We start from the raw sequence: 18722 nt of genomic DNA on the forward strand, positions 1-18722 counted from the left end.
GATTTTACAAATGAAGCAACAATGTCGATACTTATTTTTAACAAATGCATTGGAGATAGAGAATGGCGGGATTTAACAAAGTTGTATCCTCATACGAAGAAGCAATGACTGGCCTTGAAGATGGGATGACAGTTATTGCGGGCGGCTTCGGTTTGTGTGGCATTCCTGAAGGACTGATAGGCCAAATTAAGAAAATGGGCGTTTCTGGACTTACTGTAGTTTCTAATAACTGTGGTGTAGATGGATTTGGCTTGGGCCTTTTATTGGAAGATAAGCAAATAGCCAAAATGGTTTCTTCTTATGTAGGTGAAAATGCCCTGTTTGAGAAACAACTGCTGAACGGTGAGTTGGAAGTTGAACTTACACCTCAAGGAACGCTGGCTGAAAAAATGCGCGCCGGTGGTGCTGGCATTCCTGCATTCTACACTGCCACAGGTTACGGCACGCCAGTTGGTGAAGGAAAAGAAGTCAAAGAATTCAACGGTCGCCCTTATATTCTTGAACATGCTATTACTGGCGACTTTGCCATTGTAAAAGCATGGAAAGCAGATACTTACGGAAACTGTATTTATCGCCATACAGCACAAAACTTTAATCCTATGGCCGCTACTGCAGGTAAAATCACTGTGGTAGAAGCAGAGGAAATTGTAGAGCCTGGTGAATTGAACCCTAGCGAGATCCACACTCCCGGGATTTATGTAAACCGTGTCATTCAAGGTTCATTTGAAAAACGTATTGAACGCCGTGTAGTTAGCAAGGAGTCAGTGTAATGCTTAGTAGAGAACAAATCGCAATGCGCGTCGCTCAAGAGTTTAAAGATGGCGATTACGTCAATTTAGGCATAGGTATCCCTACCCTTGCAGCTAACTATGTGCCAGATGACATCAGTGTGATGCTACAGTCAGAAAACGGCCTTTTGGGTATGGGACGTTACCCGACTGAAAATGAAATTGACGCTGATATGATAAACGCGGGTAAAGAAACGGTAACGGCTATCACGGGCGCGTCTATTTTTAGTAGCGCTGAGAGCTTTGCCATGATCCGCGGCGGCCACGTCGACTTTACTGTACTTGGCGCATTTGAGGTTGATGTGTCAGGTAATATTGCGTCTTGGATGATACCAGGCAAACTCGTTAAAGGCATGGGCGGCGCTATGGACCTAGTTGCTGGCGCAAAGAACATCATCGTTACTATGACCCATACCGACAAACACGGTAACCCAAAACTACTTAGCGAATGCACCTTACCGTTAACCGGAGTGAACTGTATTACGCGCATTATTACCGACTTAGCAGTGCTGAGTGTTGAAGACGGTGCATTTGTGCTTCAAGAGCGTGCACCGGGCGTCAGCGTTGACGAAATTAAAGAGAAAACGGGCGGAAAGCTCGTTGTTCCTGACAATGTACCTGAAATGCAGTTTTAAACTAATTCATTTAAACTCTGCGTTTAATTGAGCTTCTCATTTAATTGTGCTTAGCAATGTCGCGCTTATCATTCAGCAATTATGCTCTTGTGGTAAGCGCGCGCCATTGAGTTAACTCACATTTTTGCTTTAACTTTATATTCTTCGTTGAGTAACGAATGTTACAAGTGCCCGCCTTAGTTATGCAAACTTATAAGCCTTTCCATTAAACCTTTAAATGCACGGTGCATTAAGGGATAATGCGCTCGAATGTCATTTTAAAAAGGCTATACCTTCTTGCTAGTTACTGATTTACCTGTTCACCACAAAATTATTTCAAAGCTCGAAACGAAAAACATTTCGACGCTAACCGAAATTCAAGAACGCACTATGCTGCCTGCTATTCAGGGCAAAGATATTATTGCGTCATCAAAAACGGGGTCAGGTAAAACCTTCGCCTTTTTAGTGCCAGCTATAAACAGGCTAATGTCGCAAAAAGCCCTTAGTCGTCAAGACCCACGCGCACTTATTCTTGCGCCAACTCGTGAGCTAGCCAAACAAGTTTTCATTGAAGCTAAATCAATGTGTACCGGGCTAAATCTTACTTGTTCACTTATTGTGGGCGGTGAAAATTATAACGACCAAGTTAAAGCGCTTCGCCGTAACCCTCACATTATCGTTGGTACCGCTGGTCGTGTAGCCGATCATCTATTAGATAAAAGTGTGTATTTAAACGGTTTAGAGTTACTTATCTTTGATGAAGCCGACCGTATGTTAGACTTAGGCTTCTCTGCTCAGCTTAAAATGATTAACGACTATGCTGATCACAGAAAGCGTCAAACTATGCTGTTTTCTGCCACGCTCGATAATATTGAGCTAAAGCATATGACAACGCAGTTAACCAAAGGCGCTGTTCGTGTAGCTGTAGGAGACTCAACCGCAGAGCATGGCGATATCGAACAGAAATGCTTCTTTGCAGACAATGTTGATAACAAAGATCAAATTTTACAGTTTGAGCTAGCCAATCGTACCTACAACCAAGCTATCGTATTTACTGCTACCCGTGAAGATACTGATAGAATTGCAGCTCTGCTTAACGAACAGAACTTAGAAGCTATTGCGCTTCGTGGTGATATGTTACAAAGCCAACGCGCAGCAGTAATGAGTGCGTTTGCTCGTGGACAGCACAGTATTCTGGTTACTACTGACCTCGCCTCTCGTGGACTAGATCTATCAAAAGTAGGATTGGTGGTTAACTTTGACCTTCCTAAGAACGCGGATGAATACATTCACCGTATCGGTCGTACAGGCCGTGCTGGGCAAAAAGGCGAAGCATTCTCGCTAATTGGCCCTCGTGATTGGAACAGTTTCGAAGGGCTTAAGAATCACCTTCAATATGCGTTAGAGTGTTCAGCGCATGACGAATTCTCGGCGTCTTTTAAAGGCTTTACGCCGAAGAAAAAAGTGTCGAAAAAATCAAATGCGAAAAATAGTAAAAGGCGCGTAGCGAAGCCAGCAAAACCTGGCACTAAAAAGCGTGTCGATACCATGTCTGGAGAAGATATTGGTATGGTTCCTGTGAAACGCAAGCCAAGAAACACTCTGTCTGACGACGACGAATAAAACTCTATATCGTAGTTTGAACCATCACCGCCGCTAGTCACAATTAACTATTGAATAGCGGTGTGTAACCTTTCACTTTGTTTTTAATCACATTTTCTTACAGCACTTTGATAGTACACCTCGCCATCATATGCTGTACTACGCATGTAGCAACAAGTCGATTGTTCTAACTACACGCTTCAACTGTTTGTAACAAAGCGTGTAAGCGGCACACACTCCCCCTTTAAAATGGATTTTAACCACATGAAATTTATAAAGTTCGTATCGTTAGCCTTGTTTATAGTAATTGTCGTTGTGGCACTCTCCTATGAAAAAATAATAGCACGCGTATTGTTGCCCCAGTACATAGAGTGGGCACGTGAAACAGATAAAAAAGGCTTAAAAATAGGTCAACCGTTGAATGAAGAAGAACTGGCGCTAGCAGCGGAAATAGGCATAAAACAGCCTAAGAAAGTAAGAATTTTTTATGTAGATGAAGTGCCATATCCCTACGAAAACTTCGCGCTTAAAGTGTTTGGCGAAGCCGTTGGACTTGTTGGAGAAGGAATAATAAATAACGCACAAGTTTTCGGCTATTCGATTTATGCTCGTAAAGATTTCGAGCTTAATAGACCCAAGTTAGCCCACGAATTAGTGCATGTATTACAGATTGAACGAGCCAGTTTAGATGAAGTTGTCACCCAACACTTTTTCGACTTGGCTGAATACGGTTACGATAAAGCCCCACTAGAAGTAGAAGCGTCCGCAGCCAACAAAGTATACAGCGCTGATTGGTAATTTATATTCACCAAGAATTGCTTTTTAGGGCGCCGGTGATTGTTTAGAGTAGCGTTTGTGTTAAAGGTTCGTTTGGGAGAAGATACTGACAATTCTACTTTTATTCGACTACTTCCGTTTTGTGCCATTAGCGGACACTCAATCTTGACACCAAGTGATCAAAAACCAATCGAATACGTTGTGGTACTGGACCACGTTGAGGGCGATAAATATATAAATCCCAGGGCACCGGCTCGACCTCTTCTAACACTCTTATAAGTTTCTCTTGGCGTAATAAGTCTTGGACCAAAAAGTCAGGAATTTGAGCAAAACCTAGTCCATTTTGTATAGCCATTAATTCAGCTTCGGTGTCGGCACTTCGAAAACGTGTTATGGATGGCGTCCACTGTCTGTCCATGGAAAAAACCCATGGCCAAAGCTTTCCCGTATTGCGATCTACTAACCCTGTAACGGGCAAGTGGTTTAGTTCTTCAATAGACGTAGGCCTTCCCACTCTATTTATTAACTCAGGCGAAGCCACGACATACATATTAATTTTGGTGAGCTGGCGGGCAATAAATCGACTATCTCTCATGAAGCCGATACGAATCCCAATATCTATTTTTTCGTCAACTACATCCACGCGCTCGTCACTGAGTGTCAGGTCTATATCCAGTTGAGGATGTATTGTTGAAAGTTCCAGTAATACTGGCATTAAGCATTTATGACCAAAACCAACAGGCGCTGCGATACGAACCCGCCCTTGTAATTCATTACCCGAATTAGGGGTGCTTGTTTGAAACAATTCATCTACAGAGCGCAGGCGTTCTTTTGCTATCACAGCAAATTTTTCTCCAACTAGGGTCACTTGTATGTGTCGAGTATTTCTATGAAATAAAAGCTCCCCTTGCAATCGCTCTAACTCCTTCACTGCTCGTGTGACTGCCTGAGGAGAAATTCCCAGACGGTTAGCCGCTTCTTTAAAGCTGCGAGACTCAGCAGCAGTACAAAATATCCGGAGCATTTCCAATCTGTTAAGCATCACAGTCACATTTAGGTTTGATATCAATACATAAATATTATTCCAAATTATGGAATTGTGAAATTAAAACGTTTCCATTTATTGATTTTTGACGGTAAGGGATAATTTGCTCGTTATTTAGACAGAGTCATTTATTCAACTGGTTTGAGGATATTAACTATGAGCAGTGTTTTAGCAAACAACATCAACGGTAAGGTCGTTGTTATCACTGGTGGTAGCAGCGGTTTAGGCGAGACCACGGCAAGACATTTAGCTAGCCTTGGCGCATCTGTTGTTTTAGGTGCCCGACGCATCGACAAGCTTGAAGCGATTGCTGCTGACATACGCACAGCGGGCGGAGAAGTTGCGGTTCAAGCGACAGATGTGACTTGCCAGGACGAAGTGAAGGCCCTTGTAAATCTTGCACAAGAGCGCTTCGGTAAAGTTGATGTGGTTATCAATAATGCAGGGTTAATGGCGATTGCACCGTTAGCTGAGACTCGAGTTGACGAGTGGGATCGCATGATTGACATCAACGTTAAAGGTCTGCTGTATGGAGTAGCCGCAGCGCTTCCGATCTTTCAGGAACAGGGATCCGGCCACTTTATCAATATTTCGTCCGTAGCGGGTATCAAAGTATTCAGTCCCGGCGGCACGGTTTATAGCGGAACCAAATTCGCTGTTCGCGCTATTGCCGAAGGCTTGCGCCATGAAGTTGGGGGTAAAATTCGTTCAACAATCATTTCACCAGGTGCAGTCGAATCTGAATTAAAACATGGAAGTTCAGATACTCAGGGGGCAGCCTTTGTAAAAGATTTTTATCAGCAAAATGAAATTCCATCTGAATCTGTTGCTCGTGCTATCGCATACGCAATTGAGCAGCCTGCGGATGTGGATATCAACGAGATTGTTCTGCGCCCAACTGTTCAAGAATTTTAATTCGTTTAATAAAAGATCTATTAACCAGCGGGTGATTTAACCACCCGCTGAATATTCATTTTGTGAGGTTATTGATGACAGCGTTAAACAGACAAATGCGTGCTTTGGTATTAGATAGCTATGAAGAGGGTACAGTATTCCGGGATGCCCTGATTAACTTACCCTCTCCATCAGCAGGTTAGGTGCAAGTAAAAATATTTGCAAGTGGAGTCAACCCTATTGATTACAAGATCCGCCAAGGTATCGCTCCTTATGCTATGCCGGAATTACCCGCAGTACTTGGCACCGATTTAGCTGGAGAAATTGTTGCGATCGGCGACGGCGTCACCGACTTTGCAGTAGGCGATGCAGTTTATGGTCTGACTGGCGGAGTGCGAGGATTGCAAGGAACATTGGCTGAATATGCCAATGTAGATGCTGAGTTACTTGCTCTCAAACCGAAAAATTTGTCCATGCGTGAATCTGCGGCTTTACCTCTGGTTGCACTTACCGCTTGGGAAGGTTTGGTTGACAAGGCGAATGTTAAAGCGGGCCAGAAAGTCCTTATCCAAGGTGGAGCTGGCGGAGTTGGGCATGTAGCTGTGCAAATTGCTAAGGCCTTAGGTGCCGACGTTTATGCCACTGCATCGACTGGAAAACAACAACTGCTCAAGGCGCTTGGTGCCACGCCAATTGATTATCACACTGCAAGCCCTGCTGACTACGTGGACGCATACACTCAAGGCAAAGGATTCGATATCATTTACGACACTGTCGGTGGCTCTGTACTCGATGCCTCATTAGGTATCATTGCACATTATGGACATATTTTAAGCTGTGCTGCATTCGGCTCACATAACCTGGCACCGTCGTCATTACGCTCTGCAACATTGTCAGCGATTTTTGTGTTACACCCACAGCTCAGCGGAGAGGGGCGCAAACATCATGGTGACATTCTGCGGCAAATTACGGCGCTTGTTGAAGCTGGACAAATTAAGCCACTACTCGATCCGTTACGCTTTTCCCTAGACACGGCAATGGATGCACATAATGCCGTAGAGTTGGGGTCCATGGGTAAAGTAGTTATTGATGTAATTGCTTAAAAGTCATTGTTGAGGATGCATATGAGCCCAAGAAAACTAGTTCGAACTGTTTGTTTCCATGAATTAGGTGGTCCCGAGGTATTAACTATTGACTCGCTGGCGAGTCCAAGTTTGCAGGCCACTGATGTACGTATTGCGGTCAAAGCTGTTGGGCTCAATCGTGCTGATGCCATGTTTAGGCGAGGCAGCTATATAGAAAAGGCTGACTTCCCTTCGCGAATCGGCTATGAAGCATCCGGGATAGTCATTGAAGTCGGGGAAGAGGTAAATCATTTTCGCCGTGGGGACGAGGTTTGTATTGTCCCTCAGATGGGGCTTTCTCAGAATGGCTGCTACGCAGAAGAGATTGTCGTACCAAGTGAATATGTGGCACTCAAACCAGCAGGGCTAACCTTTGATGAAGGCGCAGCAGCTTGGATGCAGTACCTGACAGTTTATGGCGCTTTGGTCGAAATTGCTAACGTGCAAAAAGGCGATGCAGTACTGATAACCGCCGCATCGAGCAGTGTTGGATTGGCTGCGATTCAAATTGTGAAGGCTCTAGGGGGTATCCCTATCGCTACAACTCAAACAGGAGCTAAAAAGGCTGCTTTGCTCAAGGCTGGCGCGGCCCATGTGATTGCAACCCAAGAAGAACCGCTGCTGGATAGCTTGAGAAGTATCTTGGGAGAAAACAATTTAAAAATCGCATTTGATGCTGTCGGTGGGCCGCAGATAGCTGAAATTGCTGAAGCAATGAGCCCTGAAGGAACAATAATAGTTCACGGAGCATTAAGTCCCGAAACAACTCCTTTTCCCTTAAAAATAGCACTTCGTAAAAGTCTGACAGTTAGGGGCTATGTGTTTACTGAAGTTATAAAAGACATCGAGCGTTTTCGCAGAGCAAAGCAATTTATCCTCTCGGGTTTATCCGAGGGAACACTCAAGCCTGTCATTGATCGAAGCTTTAAATTTGAAGAGATAGTGGCAGCGCATCACTATCTGGAGTCAAATCAGCAGATTGGTAAAATAGTGGTCGAACTTGATTAACAGTTCATAGCTTCCACTTGTCTCTCAACTCAGTCAGTGGCTGATTTTGGTCGGGAATTTGCGTGTTCAGTGGTGAGCAGCATGGCGGAATTTATTGGAAGACTGGATAACCCAAGCAATGAGATTTGGACGATCAAACGGGGCGATAAAATTCTAGCTTCTGTACGAAAGTCAGGGCTTTGCATTGGTGGAAGAGAAACTAGGCTTACAATGGGGTATAGAAGTCTTGGAGCAACGCTTCACCAGGTGCCTATAAACGTGAATAAATATTTAAGGAGTCTCAATGACAGCTACAAAAGAAGAAGTTATCGCTTTCATGAAATCGGAGTTTCCACAAAGCAAATGCGTTGTGGAAGCAGTGAGCAACGGTGGAGCGACTGTATCTCATCATGTAGGTCAGGATGAATTACGTCCTGGCGGAACGGTTTCGGGGCCTGTTTTAATGAGTGTGGCTGATGTGGCACTTTATGTGGCGATACTTGGTAAAATTGGCATCGTGCCATTAGCAGTAACAACTAGCCTTAACATCAACTTCTTACGTAAGCCATCGGCAAATGAGAGAATCATTGCGGAATGTTCTCTGATAAAAGTCGGCCGTACTCTCGTGGTTGGGGAGGTTTCTCTGTACTCTGAGGGGGTGAGTGATTTGGTAGCACATGCTGTGGGTACATACTCTATACCGCCCTAAACATCGGAACGAAGTGAAAATATTAAAACAATTAACTCTCGGAAAGCTTGACTGCGTTTAAAAGAAAAAAGGCAGTTATTTGAGGGGAAGATTAAGTGGTTATCTATTGTAATCTTATATAAACGCCTACTTCAGGCCTACAGCGGACAAGCGCGTTAGTAACCTTCAAGGTCCGCTTAACGCTCGAAGCCGACATTGAAGGCTATTTAAAGGAAGCTATATCTCACTCCCAACACGAATGGCCAAACTCAACACATAAAAAAACGAGTGCTTAAAAGCACTCGTTTTTGATTGTTTTTTTACGTGGCCTAGCCCTCGTTTTCACGCCTAGCCTAGCGTTCCGAAAAGCCTCAGTCGACGATAAGAATTACTAAGTTTAAACCTAGTACTCCCACCATCCTTCTTGCCACCACTCCAAAAACTCTTCAAAGTCGATGTAACCATCGTCGTTACTATCGATAAGCTTAAAGCCTTCTTGTACGTGGCTAGCTTTCGTTTTTGGTGAAATAACAGTTAGAAGTTCGATGAACTCCGGCAAATCGATTTGGCCGTTGCCATCACGATCGAAAAAGCTGAAGTCCTTTCTAATTTCTTCAATTTTTGATTCTGAAAGTTGAGTGCTCACTCGCATTCCTTATTTCAACTGCAATAAGCACGAGTGTAACGCCCTTCTTTCTAGCTGTCTACGCCTGATTTTCTTTTGCTTTAAGAGCGCGTAAACGTTGAGCTTCTGCTTTTTCCTGACGCTTTTGTTCCATAGTCAAACGCGCTTCCGTTCCTACGTGCTCTTGTTGACGCTCTTTTGCCAGCTGAACCTGTTTTTCACGTTCTCTAAAGCGAGCAATTTGATCGTCGGTATGGGTACCAAAGCAGTGTGGGCAGCTCACACCCGGCTCATACTTATCGCTCTGCTTGTCTTCTTCAGTAATTGGAAGTCTGCACGCATAGCACTGCTCATAATGGCTTTTCTCTAAGTCATGGTTAACTGCAACACGATTATCAAATACAAAGCAGTCGCCTTCCCACAATGACTCTTCTTTTGGTACGTCTTCAAGATACTGCAGAATACCGCCTTCTAAGTGATAAACCTCGTCAAACCCCTGCTCTTTCAAGTAAGCCGTCGATTTTTCACAGCGAATACCACCGGTGCAGAACATAGCCACTTTTTTATGTTTTGACGGGTCGAGCTCTTTCGCAACGTATTCAGGAAACTCACGGAATGTTTCGGTTTTAGGGTCGATAGCGTGTTTGAACGTACCAATTTCAATTTCATAACCGTTCCGCGTGTCAATTACCGTAACATCTGGGTCGCTAATAAGTGCATTCCAATCTTTAGGTTTTACGTACGTGCCTACGGTTTTGCGAGGGTCAATACCCTCAACGCCCATGGTCACGATTTCTTTTTTGAGTTTTACCTTGGTGCGATAGAACGGCTGTTCATCGTGAAGTGACTCTTTGTAAGAAATTGGGTTAATGCGCTCGTCGCTATTTAGATAAGCGAGTAACGCGTCGATACCTTCGCGAGTACCAGAGACTGTACCGTTAATGCCTTCGTGGGCAAGAAGGAGTGTACCTTTGATGCCATTAGCTTCCATGGTTTCTAGAAGCGGTTGGCGAATTTCTTTGAAGTTTTCAAGCGCAACAAATTTATACATTGCGCATACAATATATTTAGACATATTTTAACCTTTGCTGATTGGAGCGTAAGACCAGTGCAAAAATGCGGCGCGGAATATAACAAAAAAAAGCGCTAAAAACTAGGCCGGATACGGGAGCGGGCTATTCTGATTGTTCTAGGTACGATCCGCTTATTTAGGCAATATTCTCAAAAGACGACCAACCGGTTTGAGCCTGTTTGTTATTGCTCTCGTTCGTAGCTCGGCTTTCGCCTTGTGCCGAGAGAATATCGTAAAGTAACGTGTTATCTTCTTTTAGCGTATTACCATACTGTTTTTTGAGTCGCTTCTGGGCAGATAAACTACAGTTTTGTACGACGTCATCAGGTAACCGTTTCGCGTCATCAGTTTGCGCGAGTGGTAATGGTTTCATATGAAGGAACAGTCGCGCGTTCTCGAAATCTTTAGATGCTATGCTTGAATATACCCGCATATTCTCCCACGCGCTTTCATTAGCCGATAATGATGGCCGCCTGTAATGGTTAAGCGAAGCGAGCTGTGCCTCTATGCTCCGACCATTGTCGTTAGCGGAAGTTGCGACTTCAATTTCGAAAGGCTCTGCAACACTGTGCTGCTGCATGGCAAGATATAAAGAGAACAAAGCCCCCTCAGACGAGGCACGCGCAAGTACACCACTTCGCTCCCAGTAAATACTGGGGTCGATTGTTGTTTGTTCACTCGCTGAAGTTATATCTGCCGACATTCATACTAAACGTTTTATATGTATACGCATGTTTTCGGCAAGATAATGTTTTTCTTAAGCTTATTTTTAAAAGTTAGATATACTTGTTAGAGGTAAAATACTGCGCTCATTCACGGATTTGAAATGCAATTTAGCAACAAACAAGTATTGATTGTTGAAGATCAACGCCCTTTCCTACTACTTTTGAAAGGGTTAATGCATTCGATGGGGGCATCCGATGTAGTCACTAAATCTTCCGCTGAACAAGCTGTATCCCTGTGCAAAAAGCATAGGTTTGATATTGTTATCTGTGACTTACACTTGGGAGCAGAGAATAAAAATGGCTATGAACTTATCGAAGAGTTACGTACCCGCAGGCTTATTGGCCCCACATCTGTTTTCATTCTAATCAGCGCTGATAGCGCACGACCTGTGGTACTAGGTAGTATTGAGCGGCGACCAGACGACTTTCTGATAAAACCCTTCTCACAAGTACAACTAAAATCTCGCATTATTCGGGCCTGGCAGAAAAGACAATTCCTTCAGCATGTATTCAATTTAATTGAGCAAGGTGAAATTAATAGCGCGATAGACCAAATTGAAACGCTTTTAGAAAACCCTCGTCATTACAAAGGGCACTGCGAGCAGCTTTTAGTGGAACTTTATTGGAGAATATCACAGCCTGAAAAAGCACTTGATGTTCTACGTGATTACATAGACAGTAAACCAGTTTTATGGGCGCAAGTTGCCATTGGAAGGTCTTATCTTCTTCTTAATGAATATGAAAAAGCGATATCGGTTGCCAAGAAAATACTGAAGCGCAACAGGTTCAATGCCGACGCTCATGACATGCTTGCACAGGCACATCAGGCTTTGGAAGCTGGTGAAAAGGCATTGGAAGCGATAAAAGAGGCTATAAAGCTTTCTCCCTTTTCATTACCTCGACATTTTAAAGCCTGCGAAATTGGTCGTCAGAATGACGATTTGATATTAGCCGCAACATCCAGCCAGGCTATTTGGGACTTGTCTAAACGCACGGTGAATAAGAAAAGCTTACACTGGTGCGGCATTATTCGTAGTTTACTCGATGTTGCTGAGTTTGCTGAAGATAAAAAGCAGCGCAATAAGTATCAACAAGAAGCCTTGCTTACTCTTCAGAGAGGTAAGTTTGATGAACATTTACAAAAAGTAGACAGAGAGTTTGACGTTGATATTTTTGGCAATATTGTAAATGCCAGAATAAGTGCGATAGACGGAAAATTAATCGATGCTAAACGTCACTTAAATACTTCTCAAACACTACTAGACGATAAATATACCGAGGTTCCCACTGCTTTTATTCCGGATAGCATTAACGTCATGTACAAACTGGGAGAATATGACGACGCGCTGCAACTTGACTCTATTCTGTCATCGAGAGGTGACGAACTCGACCAAAATAGCGTGACCATGCTACAGGCACAGGCTAAAAAAGCGCAGAAAAACCTAGCTAGTTACCAACAGTTTAACCGCGAAGGTATTCAACATTATCAACAGCAAGACTACGAACGAGCAAAAGCCTCGTTTGCCCTTGCTCAGGGTTTCGCCCCGGTTAATACAGGCGTTGCACTAAATTTGCTTCAATGTCTTCTTCAGATAGCCATACAAGAAGATAAGGCCGAAATGAAATTGATAAACGAATGTAAGCGTTTGTTTAAGCTTATTGATGACATGACACTCAAAGCGCCGTACAAAGAAAAGTACGAAAACATTCGAGATGAACTTTCTAAGTATATTGGCTTTTGATAGCCAATGACATATCACTTTTTTATAAAGCAAACCTACCTTTTCTATCTCTAGCAACGTGTTGCCTTCTGCCCATTCATCTTTGTAGTAAGCCGCCAAGGCTAACATTAAATCTTAATTCCCTATTAGCGTTGCCAATTGCACTGTATATATATACATGCTATAAAATAATGCGACTTAGCCAGTGCCAAAAAAGTTCGTATCGATGATTTGGTGAAAAATACTAGCTTGTTTGCTGTGAGTAATTAAAGGAAGTATACATCGGAGATGCATGACAGACTGATACAAAAACTAGAAATTCTTTCCGATGCTGCCAAGTACGACGCGTCCTGTGCGAGCGGTTCCGCCGGTAAACGACAAGCGGGGAAAACCGAAAAAGTAGGCATAGGCTCGCTCACTGGTGGCTCGGGTATATGCCACAGTTTTACGCCTGATGGTAGGTGTGTTTCGCTGCTTAAGATTCTTATGACAAACTACTGTATTTATGATTGTCATTATTGCATTAATAGGGTTTCAAGCAATGTTCAACGAGCGCGTTTTACGGTTAAAGAAACGGTAGAATTAACCCTTAACTTTTACAAGCGCAATTACATTGAGGGTTTGTTTTTAAGCTCTGGGATTGTGGGATCTCCCGATATCACTATGGAAAGCATGGTACGTATTGCGAAATCGCTGCGTATTGACCACGGATTTAAAGGATATATTCACCTTAAAACTATCCCGAATGCGTCGCCAGAATTACAAGCAGAAGCAGGCCTTTATGCAGACAGGCTTAGTATTAATGTGGAAATGCCCACGCAGTCTTCGCTAAATAAGTACGCACCAGAGAAAGATCTTAGTGATATTCACAGGTCGATGAATACGCTAAAAGAAAAAATTGCAGAGCATAAAGTAGACAAGACGTTTTCGGGAAAACGCCCTCCCCGTTTCGCACCAGGGGGACAGTCTACGCAAATGATTATAGGTGCCGATGGGTCGAACGATAAAACCATTTTAGGTACAAGCGTAAAGCTCTATAGCGAGCAAAAACTACGTCGTGTTTATTACTCGGCATTTTCCCCTATTCCTGATGCTTCGGAAGTTTTGCCATTAAAACCGGCGCCATTGGTACGGGAACACCGCCTATATCAAGCGGATTGGCTTTTGCGCTTTTATGGCTTTGGCTTAGATGAAATCTTAGAAGATGACATGTTAGATATGGACTACGACCCTAAACTTTCATGGGCACTTCGCAATCGTCACATGTTTCCGATAGATTTAAATAAAGCTGACAAACAGATGCTGCTACGCGTTCCTGGTCTTGGCGCCCGAACGGTACAAAAGATTCTATCTATAAGGCGTAATACTAAGCTCAACTGGATCGACCTTACCAAAATGCGTCTACCCCTTAAAAAGTTGAAGCCTTTCATCACCGTGGGAGATTACTTCCCTGATATCCATTTACTCGATAGTAATAATTTTGAGCTTCAGTTTAAACAGCCTAAACAGTTTGAGTTATTTGGCGCTTGAGTATGCTGATAACGCAGATATGTTCAGCCTCAGATTAAAAGGTCGCTTTACATGAAGACTATTACCATTACTACAGTACCTGGCTTTGATGAATGGCGCGAAGCCTCGCGTCGATGTATTGCTGAGCGTATTCGCCCTGAACATCTCATCTGGCAGAACTCGCATTCAGTTCAAAACGAACTGTTTAGTAGCGATGCTGAGCCATGCCGAAGCAAAATTCCCCGAAAAATGCCGCAAAGTAAACTTAGCATTCCTAAATCTACATTAATGCTTTTAAAGTACGCCTTATGCCATAACGATGAAAATCGATTTGCCTTGTGTTACCGGGTGTTATGGCGTGTAGTTTATGAAAATAAGCAGCTCATTCAAATCAAAACTGATGACGATGTTATTCAGCTTTTTGCTATGGCGAAAGCGGTAAAACGCGACGCGTACAAAATGAGTGCCTTCTTAAGGTTCAGAGAAATTAGCCTAGAGGGGCAAGAGCATTTTGTTGCATGGTATGAACCCGAGCATTTCAGTTTAGAAATAAAACTTAACTTCTTCCAAACCCGGTTTAAGAATATGCGTTGGTCAATCTTAACACCCTATCGTGCGGCACACTGGGATACTGAAACCCTAGTACTAGAAGATAACCCCGATTCAAGCGTTGTACCAGATCACGATCGCATTGAAAATTACTGGCTGACCTACTACGCCAATATATTTAATCCTGCACGTATCAAGACAAGTGCAATGTTAAATCAAATGCCTAAGAAGTACTGGAAAAACATGCCTGAAACGACACTAATAGACGATATGATCAAACAGTCAGATACACGCACCCGGAAAATGATCAGTGATTGTAAGACTAACTAGACTCTTGTACATAAGTTCAAAATGTTTGAGTAAGATGCTATGTTTACGAAAAACGGCAGGCTCTTGGACGTTATGTTCTTAACAACTCTCCGCATAGTTATTCATCAAGGCCCATTTTCTTCCTTACTTCTTTAGCCCATTGTGGTCGAGTCTGCTCGTAAATCCAAATGCTAGCTGGTAGTTTAATCTTAGGATTTGCTCGTTTTAATGCATCGAACATTGCTTGTTTGTCAATATTATAATTTTGGTACATGAGTTCGTGTACCGATCCATCCTTGAGGCGTAGAAGGTTTCGTTGAATACGATTGGTGGCACTTTGTACCTGTATGATTTCGTCAATGTCGTCGACACACAATACTAACTCATTTTCCCCAAACAGAGGGTCGCAGTAGTAAAATTCACGAGCTGACACCTTGATTTCAATCTTTTTATTAACCGACCACAAGTAGATTGAAATACCAAGTAAAATTAACTCAATTACTACCACTACACTAAAAACCACGGGATCAGACTCTTCATCGAGTAAGTAAGTTCTGCCCCACCAATACATGATAGCAAGCAAACATGCATTCATGAATACAATGAGGCTAAACCTTCGAGTTTCGCGAACAAAGTGGTAATAATAGTTCATAACTAGCCCCATTTCTTTTTATCAACGTCCCATATACTGGCTGTGTTAAATTCAGCTTTGAAAACTCTCTACAGTATCAATCAGGTCGTCTATATTTTCGATAAGGGTCTCTCGCTGCTTATCAGTGAGCGTGGTAAAGAGCTCGCCGATTAACGTAGCGCTGACCGTCATATTGTGGGCGCTACTTTGCATATAAATATCACTTTTGTAGCGATCTGGATTTTGCATTAGGTCAATCAGTTCCGCTTCGAAATTATCGTTGAATTTGCGGGTCACAAATAGCTTTCGTGCCGCATTTTGTATATCTCTACGATAGGTTAGCCATTCATCCCCTGTGGAAATGAACTGCGTAGAATACGTGGCCACTATTTGCTTTTGTTCGCTAGTTAGTTTCCCAATGCGTTCACTGACAGTCTCCTCAATACGCTCAATACGTTTTTCTAGGCGCTCTTCTTCAGACTTCTCTAGCGACTCTTTACGTTCCTCTTCTTCCTCTTTGTTATCTTTCTCAAGCGCAGCAAAAAGCGTAACGACTTGCTCGTCATCGAGCGTTTTTGCTATTTCAGCTAATGCAGGGCTAACTTCATCACGCACTCTTTCCCAATGAGCTCTCGCGTTTGCAAGATGGTCATGGACAGAGTTTGAATCTAAACGCCCTTCTCTAATTTGACGTTTAATATCGAGAAGTTGTGCTTGGTAGCGTTTAAGTTCAGAGGTTTTGTGCCAGCGTAGCCAATTTTGAAGATAGTCATCGAATTTTTCTTCTTGCTCATCTTTAAGCTCAATATAGTCGTCCATGTACCAGTAAACCCACCAATCTAAGTTGTTGTAGGCCAGTTTTGAACTGCATGATGCAAGAAACATCACAGAAATAAATACTACCAGTACACGCATAACTCATCCTTTTTTTGTTAACTACGTTATTTGCTGCAAATTCGCTTATTTATAATTCAAAATAAAAAGCCGTCATAAATAGTGAAGCGCTCATGACATAGTGCTGGTCAATTTTTTTTCAGTTATTTAAATTCTCTACAACACACATGATCACTTTACGTCTTGCTACCTTAACGCTACCTTAACTGGAGTGCTGGTAAATAGAAGGATTTTAATGTGTCAAAACGTGTCGCAATTTTAACTTCCGGTGGCGACGCACCAGGTATGAATGCTTGTATACGTGCTTCAATTATTGCGTGCCAGAAAGCTAACTATACGCTGCTTGGCTATAAACATGGCTACAATGGATTATTACAACAAGAGTATATTCCCTTGTCACTCGACTCTACTCACAACTTGATACAACAAGGCGGAACCATACTACACAGTGCTAGATGTAAAGAGCTTAAAAGTCATGAAGGAATTAAAAAAGCAGCTAACAACCTAATGAAGGCAGAGATTGATACGCTTATTGTGATTGGTGGTGACGGCTCATTTCGCGGCGCAGCTGAAATAGGGAAAGAGTGGAAAGGCCAAATTTTAGGAATACCCGGTACGATAGATAACGATATTAGCGGCACAGATGCAACTATCGGATATTTTACCGCTATTGATACAGCGATGAGTTCTATCGATAAAGTTCGCGATACTGCTGATGCATTCGAACGTATTTTTCTTATAGAAGTCATGGGCAGAAACGCGGGCTTTTTAGCATTGAATGCGGCGCTCTCATCTGCAGCTGACTATGTAGTGGTACCAGAGTTTTTCGAATCTGCTGACAAAGAGATAGAAAAAATTGTTACCCAAATAAAGGCCCAGCGCGCATTGAAAGGACCGGTTAGTTTTATCGTTGTCGTTGCTGAAAACGTATGGCCAAAAGGGTTATCTGGCCTCACTGAAGAACTAATGAAGCATGATATTAGTGACGTCAGACCGGTAACTTTAGGTCATGTTCAGCGAGGCGGTTCGCCTGTTGCCCAAGATAGATTACTCGCAACGACACTCGGCGAATTCGCGATAAGTTTAGTCGGCAGTGACATTACCAATATTATGGTGGGTGAAGTGAACCAACGCCCTGTTACTGTACCGCTTCATAAAACATGGGAAAATACCAAACCCCTTAATGAAGCTCATGTTGAGGCAATGCGTACACTTATGAATGAGCGATACAGCAGCTGGTAAGAATAAAAGGCGACGTGTAAACAGCGCAAAACCAACTATTACAAAAAAGCGTTGTTTCTTCAAAACAACGCCTTTCATATCGCCCCTTTAAGCGACATTACATCTTCATGGCCGCTTTTACTTTATCTCGATGGCTGCGGCTTACTTTAAGCTCTGTATCGTTTTGAAGTATTAAGTGGTACTCACCACTGATGTGACTGACTAACTTTTTAACAAATCGGATATTAGCAATAGCTGAACGGTGCACTCGAACAAAAAATTGAGGGTTTAGCTCTTGCTCAAGTTCTTTCATGGTTTTGCGCATTATATGCATGCCATCCAGTGCGTGAACGCACATATAATCACCTGCAGCATCAATCCATTGAATGTCTTGAACGTTTACGCGCGTAACTTCTGAACCATCTTTAATCGCCAATACATCCGGGTATGGATTGGTTTCAACCGGCTCCCCATTGGCTAGCTTGCGTAAAATCTCTTCGCAATCATCGCCAGTAAGTTCAGCAACAAGGCTTACCAATTTTTGGGACTGCTCGTCCTGATGCTGTGTCGAGAAGTATTCGCGTACTTTATTTAACGCAGCACCTAAACGCTCGTCGTCTGCCGGCTTTAACAGGTAATCTAGCGCATGCACGTCGAACGCCTTGATAGCGTAACTATCATACGCTGTTACAAAAACAATCATAGGGATGGGCTGTTTCAGTTCGCGCAACTTGTGAATTACTTGAAAGCCATTCAAGCCAGGCATTTGAATATCTAAAAACACTAAATCTGGGCGGTGCTGAGAAATGCTGCTTACCGCTTCAAGGCCGTTTTGACACTCGGCAAGCACCTGTACATCTTCATGACGTTCTAGCCTGGCACGAAGACCTTTTCGCGCTAAAGGTTCGTCATCCACTACAATGGTTTTTATCACTTGCTTTGTCATG

Annotated in this window: 19 protein-coding genes; 12 read left to right on the forward strand and 7 right to left on the reverse strand. The window is 43.1% G+C overall.

Annotated features, from left to right (window positions below):
* Positions 1-62 precede the first annotated feature (62 nt).
* The 4 genes from RJ41_RS10450 (at position 63) to RJ41_RS10465 (ending at position 3802) form a co-directional block, all read left to right on the forward strand.
* Positions 63-770: a CoA transferase subunit A gene (locus RJ41_RS10450; RefSeq protein WP_039220254.1), complete on the forward strand. Its 708-nt coding sequence runs from the start codon at positions 63-65 to the stop codon at positions 768-770.
* Entirely contained in the window at positions 770-1423 is a 654-nt protein-coding gene (locus RJ41_RS10455) for a CoA transferase subunit B (RefSeq protein WP_039220256.1), read from the forward strand. The genes RJ41_RS10450 and RJ41_RS10455 overlap by 1 nt, the downstream gene beginning before the upstream one ends.
* Positions 1424-1699: 276 nt before the next feature.
* The gene (locus tag RJ41_RS10460; protein ID WP_039220258.1) at positions 1700-3025 is read left to right on the forward strand and encodes a DEAD/DEAH box helicase; all 1326 of its coding nucleotides are present in this window, start codon (positions 1700-1702) and stop codon (positions 3023-3025) included.
* Positions 3026-3268: 243 nt separating this feature from the next.
* Positions 3269-3802, forward strand: a complete 534-nt coding sequence (locus RJ41_RS10465) for a hypothetical protein (RefSeq protein ID WP_039220679.1) — start codon at positions 3269-3271, stop codon at positions 3800-3802.
* Between the two features lie 127 nt (positions 3803-3929).
* On the opposite strand, the gene RJ41_RS10470 is transcribed toward RJ41_RS10465, so the two are convergent.
* Positions 3930-4823, reverse strand: coding sequence for a LysR family transcriptional regulator (locus tag RJ41_RS10470; protein WP_039220261.1), 894 nt, complete (start codon positions 4821-4823; stop codon positions 3930-3932).
* A 159-nt stretch (positions 4824-4982) separates the two neighbouring features.
* Here RJ41_RS10470 and RJ41_RS10475 point away from each other — a divergent pair, with 159 nt between their 5' ends.
* The 4 genes from RJ41_RS10475 (at position 4983) to RJ41_RS10490 (ending at position 8540) form a co-directional block, all read left to right on the forward strand.
* Positions 4983-5741 (forward strand): SDR family oxidoreductase, encoded by a 759-nt coding sequence (locus RJ41_RS10475; protein WP_039220263.1) that lies wholly within the window; start codon positions 4983-4985, stop codon positions 5739-5741.
* A 182-nt stretch (positions 5742-5923) separates the two neighbouring features.
* On the forward strand, positions 5924-6823 hold the full coding sequence (locus RJ41_RS10480) for a zinc-dependent alcohol dehydrogenase family protein (RefSeq protein WP_240485778.1): 900 nt from the start codon (positions 5924-5926) through the stop codon (positions 6821-6823).
* A gap of 21 nt (positions 6824-6844) precedes the next feature.
* On the forward strand, positions 6845-7852 hold the full coding sequence (locus RJ41_RS10485) for a zinc-dependent alcohol dehydrogenase family protein (protein ID WP_039220265.1): 1008 nt from the start codon (positions 6845-6847) through the stop codon (positions 7850-7852).
* Positions 7853-8135: 283 nt separating this feature from the next.
* Positions 8136-8540 (forward strand): PaaI family thioesterase, encoded by a 405-nt coding sequence (locus tag RJ41_RS10490; RefSeq protein ID WP_039220269.1) that lies wholly within the window; start codon positions 8136-8138, stop codon positions 8538-8540.
* 382 nt (positions 8541-8922) lie between these two features.
* Here the strand turns inward: RJ41_RS10490 and RJ41_RS10495 are convergent, their stop codons facing one another.
* The 3 genes from RJ41_RS10495 to RJ41_RS10505 all read right to left on the reverse strand — a co-directional run bounded on the left by RJ41_RS10495 (position 8923) and on the right by RJ41_RS10505 (position 10919).
* The gene (locus tag RJ41_RS10495; RefSeq protein WP_012518428.1) at positions 8923-9165 is read right to left on the reverse strand and encodes an EF-hand domain-containing protein; all 243 of its coding nucleotides are present in this window, start codon (positions 9163-9165) and stop codon (positions 8923-8925) included.
* A 58-nt stretch (positions 9166-9223) separates the two neighbouring features.
* The gene (gene trhO, locus RJ41_RS10500; RefSeq protein WP_039220283.1) at positions 9224-10219 is read right to left on the reverse strand and encodes an oxygen-dependent tRNA uridine(34) hydroxylase TrhO; all 996 of its coding nucleotides are present in this window, start codon (positions 10217-10219) and stop codon (positions 9224-9226) included.
* 133 nt (positions 10220-10352) lie between these two features.
* The gene (locus RJ41_RS10505) at positions 10353-10919 is read right to left on the reverse strand and encodes a VC2046/SO_2500 family protein (protein WP_039220286.1); all 567 of its coding nucleotides are present in this window, start codon (positions 10917-10919) and stop codon (positions 10353-10355) included.
* 123 nt (positions 10920-11042) lie between these two features.
* Between RJ41_RS10505 and RJ41_RS10510 the strand changes: the two genes are divergently transcribed.
* The 3 genes from RJ41_RS10510 to RJ41_RS10520 all read left to right on the forward strand — a co-directional run bounded on the left by RJ41_RS10510 (position 11043) and on the right by RJ41_RS10520 (position 15050).
* Complete coding sequence (locus RJ41_RS10510) at positions 11043-12683, forward strand: response regulator (protein ID WP_039220289.1); 1641 nt, start codon at positions 11043-11045, stop codon at positions 12681-12683.
* A gap of 267 nt (positions 12684-12950) precedes the next feature.
* Positions 12951-14192 carry a putative DNA modification/repair radical SAM protein gene (locus tag RJ41_RS10515; protein ID WP_039220293.1) on the forward strand — a complete coding sequence of 414 codons (1242 nt, stop codon included), beginning with the start codon at positions 12951-12953 and terminating at the stop codon, positions 14190-14192.
* A gap of 51 nt (positions 14193-14243) precedes the next feature.
* A complete protein-coding gene (locus tag RJ41_RS10520) occupies positions 14244-15050 on the forward strand; it encodes a TIGR03915 family putative DNA repair protein (RefSeq protein WP_039220295.1) in 807 nt (268 codons plus the stop codon).
* Between the two features lie 97 nt (positions 15051-15147).
* Here the strand turns inward: RJ41_RS10520 and RJ41_RS10525 are convergent, their stop codons facing one another.
* Both RJ41_RS10525 and RJ41_RS10530 read right to left on the reverse strand, forming a co-directional pair.
* Positions 15148-15681 (reverse strand): hypothetical protein, encoded by a 534-nt coding sequence (locus tag RJ41_RS10525; protein WP_156964776.1) that lies wholly within the window; start codon positions 15679-15681, stop codon positions 15148-15150.
* A gap of 51 nt (positions 15682-15732) precedes the next feature.
* Positions 15733-16575, reverse strand: coding sequence for a DUF6279 family lipoprotein (locus RJ41_RS10530; protein ID WP_039220302.1), 843 nt, complete (start codon positions 16573-16575; stop codon positions 15733-15735).
* A 216-nt stretch (positions 16576-16791) separates the two neighbouring features.
* Between RJ41_RS10530 and RJ41_RS10535 the strand changes: the two genes are divergently transcribed.
* Positions 16792-17796, forward strand: a complete 1005-nt coding sequence (locus RJ41_RS10535; protein ID WP_039220304.1) for an ATP-dependent 6-phosphofructokinase — start codon at positions 16792-16794, stop codon at positions 17794-17796.
* 97 nt (positions 17797-17893) lie between these two features.
* Here RJ41_RS10535 and RJ41_RS10540 read toward each other — a convergent pair whose 3' ends face one another.
* On the reverse strand, positions 17894-18721 hold the full coding sequence (locus RJ41_RS10540) for a LytR/AlgR family response regulator transcription factor (RefSeq protein WP_039220307.1): 828 nt from the start codon (positions 18719-18721) through the stop codon (positions 17894-17896).
* Between the last annotated feature and the right edge of the window lies 1 nt (position 18722).

Source organism: Alteromonas marina (assembly GCF_000808575.1).
In the GTDB taxonomy this organism is placed as follows: domain Bacteria; phylum Pseudomonadota; class Gammaproteobacteria; order Enterobacterales; family Alteromonadaceae; genus Alteromonas; species Alteromonas marina_A.